Origin of the sequence: Bacteroides fluxus YIT 12057, from assembly GCF_000195635.1 — a bacterium.
GTDB classification, from domain to species: Bacteria; Bacteroidota; Bacteroidia; order Bacteroidales; family Bacteroidaceae; genus Bacteroides; species Bacteroides fluxus.
In genome coordinates, this window is sequence record NZ_GL882623.1 from 35,240 (window position 1) to 47,837 (window position 12,598).

Sequence of the window (12,598 nt, forward strand, 5' to 3'; positions counted from 1 at the left end):
TAACAAAATTTTTTATTGTATGAGAGCATTTCATTATTTACCCATTGCAGCATTCTGTCTAATGGCAACATCCTGTAACACCGGCAAGCAGCAGGCGGAACTAACAGCCGGCATCCAGCTTGCCAATCTTGACACAACGGCTCTTCCCGGAACCGATTTCTATGAATACGCATGTGGAGGTTGGATGAAGAATAATCCTATTCCTGCCGAATATTCACAATATGGTTCTTTTACTATTCTGGCGGAAAACAATCGCAAGCAGATTCAAGGACTTATCGAAGATTTAGCCGCTACCCGGCATGAAGCCGGCAGTGTAGCCCAAAAGATCGGTGATCTCTATAAAATTGTAATGGACAGCGTGAAGCTGAACAAAGAAGGGGTAGCACCCATTAAGGCGGAATTGGACCAACTTGGTGCTTTGAAGGATACGAAAGAGGTCTATGCACTGCTGGGGGACTTGCAGAAGAAGGGTATCATTGCCTACAATGTAATGTATGTGGGGGCTGACGAAATGAACAGCTCCATGAATGCCGTTCAATCCTATCAGTCCGGTTTGAGTATGGGGGAACGCGAATATTATCTGGAAAACGATGAGGCTACCGCTAAAATCCGTAATGCCTTCCGTGCCCATGTACAGAAAATGTATCAATTGGCGGGCTTTGATGAAGCAACGGCAAAGAAGGGCGTTGAAGTGGTGATGGATGTAGAAACCCGTCTTGCCAAGGCATTCCGCTCTCGTACCGAGTTGCGTAATCCGCATGCCAACTACAATAAGATGAACATGCAGGAGTTGCAGAAGGCTTATCCTACTTTCGACTGGAATGCATACTTGTCTGCCTTGGGGTTGAAGGATGTGAAGGAAATAATTGTCGGCCAGCCTGCTTCTTTGAAAGCTGCTGCCGATATTCTGGATACGCTGCCTGCCGGCCAACAAGGACTTTATTTGCAATGGAAGTTGATAGACGCTGCTGCCGGCTGTTTGAATGACGCTATGGCCGAACAGAATTTTGATTTCTATAGCCGCACGATGTCCGGCACACAAGAGATGCAGCCCCGTTGGAAAAAGGCGGTAGGTACTGTAAGTTCTGCCTTGGGCGAGGCTGTAGGACAGATGTATGTGGAGAAATATTTCCCTGCCGCTGCCAAGGAACGCATGGTGGCTTTGGTGAAGAACTTGCAGGAAAGCTTGGGCGAACGTATCCGTAACCTTGAGTGGATGGGTGATTCGACAAAGGTGAAGGCTTTGGAGAAACTGGCTACTTTCCACGTAAAGATAGGCTATCCCGACAAGTGGAAAGATTATTCTACCTTGGAAATCAAAGATGATTCTTACTGGGCGAATATGGAACGGGCCAATCAGTGGGGACATGCCGAGATGATTGCCAAAGCCGGCAAACCGGTTGATAAGGACGAATGGCTGATGACTCCGCAGACTGTAAATGCTTATTATAATCCCACTACCAATGAAATCTGTTTCCCCGCTGCTATCCTGCAATACCCGTTCTTCGATATGAATGCCGACGATGCTTTCAATTACGGTGCCATCGGTGTGGTAATCGGTCATGAGATGACTCACGGATTCGACGACCAAGGCCGCCAATATGACAAGGACGGTAACTTGAAAGATTGGTGGACTGCTGAAGACGCCAAGAACTTTGACGAACGTGCTCAAGTGATGGTGAACTTCTTTGATAGCATACAGGTGGCTCCGGGCGTATATGCCAACGGTCGCATGACATTGGGCGAGAACATAGCCGATCATGGGGGCTTGCAGGTGTCTTACAATGCTTTCAAGAAAGCTACTGCCGCCAATCCGTTGCCGGTGATGGAGGGGTTCACTCCTGAACAGCGTTTCTTCCTGGCATACGCCGGAGTATGGGCAAACGATATCCGTCCTGAAGAAGTGCTGAACCGCACGAAAAGCGATGTACACTCGCTCGGTATCTGGCGTGTGAACGGTGCGTTGCCGCATATCGGCTCTTGGTATGAAGCTTTCAATGTCACAGAAAAGGACCCGATGTTTGTTCCGGTGGAAAAACGGGTATCTATCTGGTAAGCCAATAAAATAATGGATTCGGAAAGGCGGCAGGCTGGAAACAGGTGCCGCCTTTTTTAATTATAGCTAATTTATTGTATATGAATGTATGTGAGAATGAACAAAATTCGTAACTTTGCGCCACTAATTTAAATATACGCGTACTTTTTAAATAAGCAAATCATGTCTGAAACAAAAAGAATCAAAACGGCTTTGGTATCTGTTTACCACAAAGAGGGTTTGGACGAAATCATTACCAAACTGCATGAAGAAGGTGTAGAATTCCTTTCAACCGGCGGAACCCGTCAATTTATAGAATCCTTAGGCTATCCCTGCAAGGCGGTGGAAGACCTTACGACATATCCTTCCATCCTGGGTGGGCGTGTGAAAACCCTGCATCCTAAAGTATTCGGAGGTATTCTTTGCCGCCGTGGATTGGAGCAAGACATGCAACAGATTGAAAAATATGAAATTCCCGAAATAGACCTCGTGATCGTTGACCTTTATCCGTTTGAGGCAACCGTGGCCAGCGGTGCCGAGGAGCCGGCCATTATCGAGAAAATAGATATAGGCGGTATTTCCTTGATCCGTGCTGCCGCCAAGAACTACAATGACGTGGTGATTGTCGCTTCACAAGCCCAGTACCAGCCGTTGCGTGACATGTTGATGGAACACGGGGCCGTTACTTCCCTTGAAGAACGCCGTTGGTTTGCCAAGGAGGCTTTTGCCGTTTCTTCCCATTATGATTCGGCCATCTTCAATTACTTTGACGGTGAGGAAGGTTCCGCTTTCCGCCAGTCCGCCAATAACCAGAAGATGTTGCGCTACGGTGAGAACCCGCACCAGAAGGGTTATTTCTACGGTAATATCGACGCCATGTTCGACCAGATTCATGGCAAGGAAATCTCTTACAACAACCTGCTCGACATCAACGCTGCCGTTGATCTGATTGATGAATTCACAGATACCACTTTTGCCATTCTGAAGCATAACAATGCTTGTGGGCTGGCTTCACGTCCGACGGTACTGGAAGCGTGGAACGATGCGCTTGCCGGTGACCCGGTATCTGCCTTTGGCGGTGTGCTCATCACTAACGCTGTGGTTGACAAGGCTGCCGCCGAAGAAATCAATAAAATATTCTTTGAAGTGATTATCGCTCCCGATTATGACGTGGATGCATTGGAAATCCTCGGTCAGAAGAAAAACCGCATTATCCTGGTACGCAAACAGGCCTCTTTGCCCAAGAAACAGTTCCGCTCTTTGCTGAACGGTGTATTGGTGCAGGAACGTGACCTTAAGGTGGAGACTCCCGAAGATTTGAAGACTGTAACAACCAAAGCGCCTACAGCCCAGGAAATAGAAGATATGCTGTTTGCCAACAAGATTGTGAAGAACAGTAAGTCAAACGCTATTGTATTGGCAAAAGGCAAGCAACTGTTGGCAAGCGGTGTAGGGCAGACCAGCCGTGTAGATGCTTTGAAACAAGCTATTGAAAAAGCCAAAAGTTTCGGTTTCGACTTGAATGGCGCCGTGATGGCAAGCGATGCTTTCTTCCCCTTCCCCGACTGTGTGGAGATTGCCGGCAATGAAGGTGTGACAGCTGTTATCCAACCGGGCGGAAGCATTAAGGACGAACTTTCGTTTGAGTATTGCAACGAACATGGCATTGCAATGGTAACGACAGGGTTCCGTCATTTTAAACACTAATATTAATGGTGAATGATGAATTTTGAATGGGTCTGCCCAGATTCAACAATTCAAAATTCATCATTCATAATTCACAATTAAAACAATGGGATTATTCTCTTTTACACAAGAAATAGCGATGGACCTTGGTACAGCCAATACCATCATCACCACGAACGGTAAGATTGTGGTGGATGAACCTTCGGTTGTGGCATTGGACCGTCGTACCGATAAGATGATTGCCGTGGGTGAGAAGGCTAAGCTGATGCATGAAAAGACCCACGAAAATATACGTACCATCCGTCCTCTGCGTGACGGTGTGATTGCTGACTTCTACGCTTGTGAGCAGATGATACGCGGGCTTATCAAGATGGTGAACAACCGTAACCGTCTGTTCTCCCCTTCACTCCGTATGGTGATCGGTGTTCCTTCGGGCAGTACCGAGGTGGAACTTCGTGCCGTACGCGACTCTGCCGAACATGCCGGCGGACGTGATGTCTATTTGATTTTTGAGCCTATGGCCGCCGCTATCGGTATCGGTATCGACGTGGAAGCTCCGGAAGGCAATATGATTGTTGATATAGGTGGTGGTTCTACGGAAATTGCCGTTATCTCTTTGGGAGGTATCGTTTCCAATAATTCCATTCGTATTGCCGGTGATGACTTGACCGCCGACATCCAGGAATATATGAGCCGCCAGCATAACGTGAAAGTCAGCGAACGCATGGCCGAACGTATCAAAATCAATGTAGGTGCCGCCTTGACCGAACTGGGTGAGGATGCTCCTGAGGATTATATTGTTCACGGTCCGAACCGTATCACTGCATTGCCCATGGAAGTACCCGTATGTTATCAGGAAGTGGCGCACTGTCTGGAAAAGTCTATCTCCAAGATTGAAACCGCCATCTTGAGTGCATTGGAGAATACACCTCCCGAATTGTATGCCGACATTGTACACAACGGTATCTATCTGGCCGGTGGAGGCGCTTTGCTCCGTGGACTCGACAAGCGTCTGACGGATAAGATCAACATACCGTTCCACATTGCGGAAGATCCTTTGCATGCAGTTGCTAAAGGTACGGGTGTAGCATTGAAAAATGTGGACCGTTTCTCTTTCTTGATGAGATAACGTGACATGAGAAATTTACTGAACTTCCTCATTAAATACAATTACTGGTTCCTCTTTCTGTTATTAGAGGTTACCAGTTTTGTTTTATTGTTCCGTTTCAACCATTACCAGCAGAGTGTTTATTTTACATCTGCCAACGGAATAGCCGGGAAAGTTTATGAAATTTCCGGAGGCATCAGTTCTTATTTCCATCTGAAGTCCGTCAACGAGGATTTGCTTGACCGGAATGTGTGGCTGGAGCAACGGGTGGCTTTTCTGGAGAAAGCCTTGCTGGAGAAAGGCTTGGATTCTATAAGGTTGTATAGCCTGGAACGTCTGTCGCCCGAAAAGTATGACATCTTTAAGGCAAATGTCGTGAAGAATAGTCTGACGCGGGCGGATAATTACATCACCCTTGACCGTGGCGCGGCAGACAGCATTCGTCCGGAAATGGGCGTGGTGGATGCCAACGGCGTGGTGGGCATCGTTTATAAGACTTCCCCCCATTACTCGTTGGTGATTCCTTTGTTGAACAGTAAGTCCAGTATTAGTTGCAAGATTGTAGGCAGCGATTATTTCGGATATCTGAAATGGGAGGGAGGTGATTCCCGTTTTGCCTATCTGAAAGACTTGCCCCGGCATGCGGAATTTAATTTGGGTGATACGGTGGTGACCAGTGGTTATTCCGCTGTGTTTCCGGAAGGGGTATTGGTCGGTACGGTAGATGACATGTCCGATTCGCATGACGGACTTTCATATCTGTTGAAGATTAAGTTGGCAACGGACTTTGGAAAGGTGAGCAATGTGCGTGTGATTTCGCGCAACGGGCAGGAGGAGCAAAAGGTCTTGGAAGCCCGGGAAAAGGAATAGGGGAAAAACGGATAGGATTACGATGTGGTAATCTTGATTGTAAGTCGTAAATCGTTAAATCGTAGATAATCTTGGTTTTTAATTATTTGCATAAAATAGGGTGGTTTGTCGGTTTGGTGCTTTTGCAGGTGCTGATTCTGAATAACGTGCATATTGCCGGATATGCCACACCGTTTCTATATATTTATCTGATATTGAAGTTTGAGTCGGATGTCCCCCGTAATGTTTTAATGTTGTGGGCTTTCTTCTTAGGCTTGAGTGTGGATATATTTTCCGACACTCCGGGCATGAATGCTTCGGCTACAGTTCTGTTGGCTTTTCTGCGCCCTGTTTTTCTTCGTCTGTTCGTTCCTCGTGATACATTGGACTCTTTAATACCCTCTATTCGTACGATGGGGGTTTTCCCTTTTTTGAAATATTTGATTGTCAGTGCTTTTGTACATCATGCGATGTTGCTTGCCATTGAATTTTTCTCTTTTGCCCATATCGGTACTTTGTTGTTGAGAATGGTGGCAAGCACCTTGCTGACTGTGACATGCATCATGGCTGTAGAAGGAATCAGGAAGAAATAGAATGGCGAAAGATTATATACTTGAAAAGCGGAAATATGTGATAGGCATGGCAGCGGTTGTCATTGTCTTTATATACGTGTTCCGGTTGTTCGACTTGCAGATCATGACGGATGATTACAAGAAGAATGCCGATAGCAATGCTTTTCTCAATAAGATACAATATCCTTCACGTGGAGCTATTTATGACCGTAATGGCAAGTTGCTGGTGTTTAACCAGCCTGCCTATGACATTACTTTCGTGCCGCGGGAAGTGACACAGCTGGATACGCTTGATCTTTGCCGTACACTGAATATTACTTTGGAGCAGTTCCGGAAACGTATGAAGGATGTAAAGAACCGTTGGATGAATCCCGGTTATTCCAAATATACACATCAGACATTCCTGACGCAACTTTCGGCTGAAGAGTGTGGAGTGTTTCAAGAGAAGTTATTCAAATTTCCCGGTTTTTATATCCAGCGCCGTACAATCCGGCAATATACCTATAATTCTGCCGGACATGCCTTGGGGGATATCGGTGAGGTCTCCAAGAAGGATATCGAGAACGATGATTACTATATTCGCGGTGACTACATCGGGAAGCAGGGGATTGAAAAATCTTACGAAAAATATCTTCGTGGCGAAAAGGGAGTGGAGATATTGCTTCGTGACGCTCACGGACGTATTCAAGGGCACTATATGGATGGGAAACTGGACCGTCCTTCCATACCCGGCAAGAATCTGACGTTGGGAATTGATATTGAACTGCAGATGTTGGGAGAGCGACTGCTGCAACATAAGATCGGGGCTATTGTAGCCATTGAGCCCGCTACCGGTGAGATTCTCTGCATGGTATCCTCGCCGACCTTTGACCCTCATCTCATGATTGGGCGCCAGCGCGGGAAGAATCATCGTTTGTTGCAGATGGATAAACGGAAACCTTTACTGAACCGCGCCATTATGGGAGCCTATCCTCCAGGTTCTACTTTCAAGACGGCGCAGGCACTGACCTTCTTGCAGGAAGGAATTATCCATGAAGACTATCCCAGCTATCCTTGTGCCCACGGGTTTAATTATGGAGGTTTGCACGTAGGCTGCCACGGCCATGCTTCGCCTTTGTCCTTGGTTCCCGCTATTGCTACTTCCTGTAACTCTTATTTTTGTTGGGGGTTGTTCCGCATGTTCGGTGACAAAAAATATGGTTCACCGCAGAATGCGATTACTGTATGGAAGGATCACATGGTATCACAAGGTTTCGGTTACCGTCTTGGAACGGATCTCCCCGGAGAGCAACGGGGGCTGATACCGAATGCCAAATTTTACGATAAGGCATACCGGGGTTCTTGGAATGGCTTGACGGTGATAAGTATTTCTATCGGGCAGGGCGAAATCCTTGCTACTCCCTTGCAGATAGCCAATCTGGGCGCAACTATAGCCAATCGCGGGTATTTTATTACTCCTCATATCGTGAAGGAGATACAAGATAATGAATTGGACAGTATTTACCGTACTCCGCGATATCCTACCATTGACCGGGAGTATTATGAAGAGGTGGTGAAAGGTATGCGGGCTGCTGTAGATGGCAGTACAGGGAGTGCTACCTGCCGTATGGCAGGCGCTATCTTGCCGGGAGTAGCCGTTTGTGGAAAGACGGGGACGGCCCAGAATCGTGGAAAAGACCACTCCGTGTTCATGGGCTTCGCTCCAATGGATAATCCGAAGATTGCCATTGCGGTTTATGTGGAGAACGGAGGTTTCGGAGCGACCTATGGCGTGCCTATCGGTGCCATGATGATGGATCAATATTTGCATGGAAAGTTATCGCCTGAAAATGAAATAAGGGCGGAGGAATTCAGTAATCGAGTGATACTCTACGGTGATGAAGAGAGATGATAAAAAGATTGAGTGGTTTCAATTATAAATCGTAAAATTGTAAATAAATTGGTGACGAGGAGAGACAGTATATGGAAATCACTGGACTGGGTGACGATTGCCGTTTACCTGATGCTGATTATATTTGGCTGGTTCAGTATTTGTGGCGCGAGTTATGATTATGGGGATCGTGACTTCTTGGATTTCTCTACCCGTGCGGGAAAGCAGTTTGTCTGGATTATATGTTCTTTTGGCTTGGGATTTGTCCTGTTGATGCTGGATGATACCCTTTATGATATGTTTTCCTACCTTATATATATAGGGTTGATGCTGCTTCTGATTGTCACGATATTCATTGCTCCCGATACGAAAGGTTCCCGTTCGTGGCTGATTCTGGGGCCTGTCAGCCTGCAGCCTGCCGAGTTTGCCAAATTCGCTACGGCATTGGCATTGGCCAAGTATATGAGTGCCTACTCGTTTACCATGAAAAATTGGAAAAATGCACTGATGCTGGCTTTTCTTGTTCTGTTTCCCATGATGCTGATTATTCTGCAGCGGGAGACGGGGTCGGCACTGGTATATCTTGCTTTTTTCCTGATGCTTTACCGGGAAGGAATGCCGGGGGTGGTCTTGTTTTCCGGAATTTGTGCGGTTGTGTATTTTGTGGTGGGCATCCGCTTTGATGCAGTAATGATTGCTGATACACCGACGCCTATCGGGGAGTTTGCCGTATTGTTGATGGTATTGCTTTTTGCCGGGGGAATGGTGTGGGTGTATAAGAAAAGGTGGGAGCCTGTACGGAATATCCTGGTGGGTTCGTTGGGCACACTGCTTGTGGCTTATCTGATCTCAGAATATGTTATACCTTTCAACTTGGTATGGGTACAGTGGGGGCTTTGTGTCCTTGTTGTCGGTTACCTTGTCTTTCTGTCTTTAAGTGAACGTCATTTGGCTTATTTTCTGATCGGACTGTTTGCGCTGGGCTCCATTGGCTTTCTCTATTCCAGTGATTATTTCTTTAATCAGGTATTGGAACCGCACCAGCAGATACGTATCAAAGTGGTGCTGGGTATGGAGGAAGACTTGGCAGGTGCCGGTTACAATGTGAATCAGTCGAAGATTGCGATTGGTTCCGGAGGGTTGACCGGTAAGGGATTCTTGAATGGGACCCAGACCAAGTTGAAGTATGTACCCGAACAAGATACGGATTTTATCTTCTGTACGGTAGGTGAAGAGGAAGGTTTTATAGGTTCTACCGTGGTGCTGTTGCTTTTCCTGACGTTGATACTACGTTTGATTTCCGTAGCGGAACGCCAGCCTTCCGCGTTTGGTAGAGTGTATGGTTATTCGGTGCTTAGTATTTTTCTGTTCCACTTGTTCATCAATATAGGCATGGTATTGGGATTGACACCGGTTATTGGCATTCCGTTGCCTTTCTTCAGTTACGGGGGTTCTTCGCTCTGGGGTTTTACAATCTTGTTGTTTATTTTCTTGCGGATTGACGCGGGGCGTAACCGGAGGCTGTGACCGGAATTTTACTTTTCCAATTTGATACCTATATCATTAAGCCCTTGCAGGGTTTCGTCAGGCAATACATAAGCGATTTTGAAACGGTAGGTTCCGGATTTGTCGATTCGGATGCTTCCTGCAGGAACTGCTGTCTGGTATAGTCCGCCCCAGCCGTCACCTTTCCATATTCCTTCAGTATCGGCTAAGGCCAGTTGAATGGTGTCTGCCGGCAATGAAACGCTGTCAGGAGAATCATAGCAGACGGACAGGGACAGATTTTGGTAAGGGTAGTTGTTTCGGTTGCGTACTTCCATAGATAGTTTGTAATACGTCAGTGAATCAGAGACGTTCACATTGAAATACAATGTATCTTTTCGCATCCAGCCTTCACTGGGAAGGGATTGGAAGGAATGATATACAGTCTGTTTGTCGCAAGCGCTTGACAGGCTTGCGACAAACAGCAGTATGATACCTTTCAGACAGATATTTCTATTCTTGGGCCGGTTTGTCATTGGGGGTTGGTCTATCTCCTTGAGGTTTGGGTTTGTTGTTACGGGGCGGTCTGCGGTTATTGTTGCGTTGCGGACGTTCTCCCTGTCTTTGCTCCCTTTGTTTGGGCTGTTGCTCTCCTTGATTATTGGCTTGGATGGCAGCCGGTTGTTCACCTCCTTGGGGACGGTTACCGCTTTTTTTCTTTTTCTTGTTCCGGTTGTTGTTTTCATTGCCGTTGCCGCCATTTCTCTCGCCGCCGTTTCTGCCTTTGCGGTTGCGGTCGAAGCGGGTCAGGCTTTCCTGCTCCAGCAAGTCTACAGGCTTCTTGGGCTCGGTGCGGTGAGTTTCTTCGATGAGGCTATCCGGCTTGATGCCGCGTTTATTCAGTCCGATAATCTCGAATGCGCGTCTGCCGCTGATGGTTATCAGGTTGGCAGGAATATGCTTGTCGGTTGAATACGTAATCTGATTGCTGAGTATATCTGCCTTGAAGAAAAAGAAACTGCCGTCTTTGGTTTCTAATTCGATTTCTTTGGAAGGCAGGCGCTTTTGTGCTTCCACGTAGCAATCGACCTCGTAGTTGAGACAGCATTTCAGTTTGGCACACTGTCCGGCCAATTTTTGAGGATTCAGTGAGATGTCCTGATAGCGGGCGGCACTGGTCGATACCGATACGAAAGAAGTCATCCAGGTTGCACAGCATAGTTCGCGCCCGCACGGCCCTATACCGCCAATGCGTCCGGCTTCCTGGCGGGCGCCGATCTGCTTCATTTCGATGCGCACGCGAAAAGCATCTGCCAATACTTTGATCAGTTGGCGGAAGTCCACACGTTCATCGGCAATGTAGTAGAAAATGGCTTTATTCCCGTCTCCCTGATATTCAACGTCACCGATTTTCATGTCAAGATTGAGGTTTAAGGCAATCTGACGGGCACGTATCATGGTGGAATGTTCCCGGCTCTTTGCTTCGTTGTATTTATCCATGTCCACCGGTTTGGCTTTGCGGTAGATCCGTTTGATATCAGCTTCCGACTTGATATTTGCTTTCTTCATTTGCAGTGGTACGAGACGCCCCGTAAGAGTGACCACGCCAATGTCATGACCGGGTGTAGCTTCTACTGCAACGATGTCCCCTTTCTCCAGGGGGATTTTATTGCTGTTACGGAAATAGCCTTTACGGGTATTTTTGAACTGAACTTCCACCATGTCGCTTTCTTCGGCATTGCCGGGAATGTCGGCGAGCCAGTCGTAGGTGTTCAGTTGCTTGTCTTGCCTGCCGCAACTTTTGCAGCAAAGACCTCCGCTTCCGTTATGTAGTTTAAATTCCATTCTTATCTATTGTTTTAATAATACAATCATTTTCAGTGAAAAATCAAAGAATACCATGCGGGCATTCACATTTTGTTCAATATGTATCTGCGCTTCGCTCAGTTCGCCCATGATACCCATGACATTCCGTTCATTGACGAACGGGGCAAACCGGGTGGCGAAGTTTTGTTCGGGCAAAGTCATATAGTTCATTTCCTTGCAATGCAGGTTGTAGATGAAGTTTTCCCGAATCATGCGTTGGCAGTATTCCAGGAAATTCTTCTGGCGTTCCCGCCCTATACTTGCAAGTTGTTCGCTCCACTGCTTCATTTCCCGTATTTTGCGTTGATAGGAGAGGCGCATCAGACTGACAAATAAGTTGAAGAACAACTCACTCTCTTCATTCAGGTGAATAGTTTCCAAGGCTTTGACGAAATCTCCGTTGGCAAGATGGGCAATCGTGGTGCTGTCTCCTGCTGTTACCCCGTATTTCATTTGCAAGGCTTCTGCCACATGGCTCTCCTCGATCTTGGGGATATTGAAACGCTGTGTGCGACTGAGAATAGTGGGTAAAATCATTTCCGGAGTTTCGGAAACGAGCAGGAATATTGTCTTTTCGGGCGGTTCCTCCAGTAGCTTCAACAGTTTGTTGGCACAGGTCTGGTTCATTTTTTCAGGTTGCCATACGATGGTTACCTTATAACTGCCCTCGCTGGATTTCAGACTTAGTTTCCGGATGATCTCATCGCTTTCCTGGGCAAAGATTTGAGCCTGCTTGTTTTCTGCACCCATGTCTTCCAACCAATGGCTGAGGTAGAAATAGGGCGAGGTCAGCAGTTGCTGCCTCCATTGGGGGAGGAAGTCATTGCATACGGATACCTTTGGACTTTTGGCTTTGTTTATGATAGGAAATACGAAATGTACATCCGGGTGTACCAGTTTATTCCATTTCACACAAGAAGGACAAACGCCGCAGGCATCTGTTTCCGTATGGGCAGGACAACAGATATAACGGGCATACGCCAATGCCAGCGGGAGTTTGCCTACTCCGGCAGGCCCGCAGAATAATTGGGCGTGCGGTATGCGTCCTTCCTGCACTTCTTGTACAAGCCTTTGTTTGGCGGCTTCCTGTCCTATTATATCTTTAAAACTGAACACGATAATATAAT

The 12,598-nt window shown here is 47.0% G+C and carries 10 protein-coding genes; 7 read left to right on the forward strand and 3 right to left on the reverse strand.

Annotated elements, in window-relative coordinates; genetic code table 11:
- Positions 1-19 precede the first annotated feature (19 nt).
- From HMPREF9446_RS06000 to rodA, 7 genes are all read left to right on the forward strand, one after another.
- A complete protein-coding gene (locus HMPREF9446_RS06000; protein ID WP_009124570.1) occupies positions 20-2,056 on the forward strand; it encodes a M13 family metallopeptidase in 2,037 nt (678 codons plus the stop codon).
- 162 nt (positions 2,057-2,218) lie between these two features.
- A complete protein-coding gene (gene purH, locus HMPREF9446_RS06005) occupies positions 2,219-3,742 on the forward strand; it encodes a bifunctional phosphoribosylaminoimidazolecarboxamide formyltransferase/IMP cyclohydrolase (RefSeq protein ID WP_009124572.1) in 1,524 nt (507 codons plus the stop codon).
- An 85-nt stretch (positions 3,743-3,827) separates the two neighbouring features.
- On the forward strand, positions 3,828-4,850 hold the full coding sequence (locus tag HMPREF9446_RS06010) for a rod shape-determining protein (RefSeq protein ID WP_005652290.1): 1,023 nt from the start codon (positions 3,828-3,830) through the stop codon (positions 4,848-4,850).
- A 6-nt stretch (positions 4,851-4,856) separates the two neighbouring features.
- Entirely contained in the window at positions 4,857-5,699 is an 843-nt protein-coding gene (gene mreC / locus HMPREF9446_RS06015; RefSeq protein ID WP_009124573.1) for a rod shape-determining protein MreC, read from the forward strand.
- Positions 5,700-5,770: 71 nt separating this feature from the next.
- Positions 5,771-6,271 carry a rod shape-determining protein MreD gene (gene mreD / locus HMPREF9446_RS06020; RefSeq protein WP_009124574.1) on the forward strand — a complete coding sequence of 167 codons (501 nt, stop codon included), beginning with the start codon at positions 5,771-5,773 and terminating at the stop codon, positions 6,269-6,271.
- Between the two features lies 1 nt (position 6,272).
- Positions 6,273-8,141 carry a penicillin-binding protein 2 gene (gene mrdA / locus HMPREF9446_RS06025; protein ID WP_009124575.1) on the forward strand — a complete coding sequence of 623 codons (1,869 nt, stop codon included), beginning with the start codon at positions 6,273-6,275 and terminating at the stop codon, positions 8,139-8,141.
- 48 nt (positions 8,142-8,189) lie between these two features.
- Positions 8,190-9,647, forward strand: coding sequence for a rod shape-determining protein RodA (gene rodA, locus HMPREF9446_RS06030; protein ID WP_039968718.1), 1,458 nt, complete (start codon positions 8,190-8,192; stop codon positions 9,645-9,647).
- A gap of 8 nt (positions 9,648-9,655) precedes the next feature.
- Here the strand turns inward: rodA and HMPREF9446_RS06035 are convergent, their stop codons facing one another.
- Genes HMPREF9446_RS06035 through HMPREF9446_RS06045 form a run of 3 tightly spaced genes read right to left on the reverse strand, consistent with a single transcriptional unit; the run spans position 9,656 to position 12,587 of the window.
- Positions 9,656-10,141, reverse strand: a complete 486-nt coding sequence (locus HMPREF9446_RS06035; RefSeq protein ID WP_009124577.1) for a gliding motility lipoprotein GldH — start codon at positions 10,139-10,141, stop codon at positions 9,656-9,658.
- Positions 10,119-11,450 carry a PSP1 domain-containing protein gene (locus HMPREF9446_RS06040; protein WP_009124578.1) on the reverse strand — a complete coding sequence of 444 codons (1,332 nt, stop codon included), beginning with the start codon at positions 11,448-11,450 and terminating at the stop codon, positions 10,119-10,121. The genes HMPREF9446_RS06035 and HMPREF9446_RS06040 overlap by 23 nt, the downstream gene beginning before the upstream one ends.
- Positions 11,451-11,456: 6 nt before the next feature.
- Entirely contained in the window at positions 11,457-12,587 is a 1,131-nt protein-coding gene (locus HMPREF9446_RS06045; RefSeq protein ID WP_009124579.1) for a DNA polymerase III subunit, read from the reverse strand.
- Between the last annotated feature and the right edge of the window lie 11 nt (positions 12,588-12,598).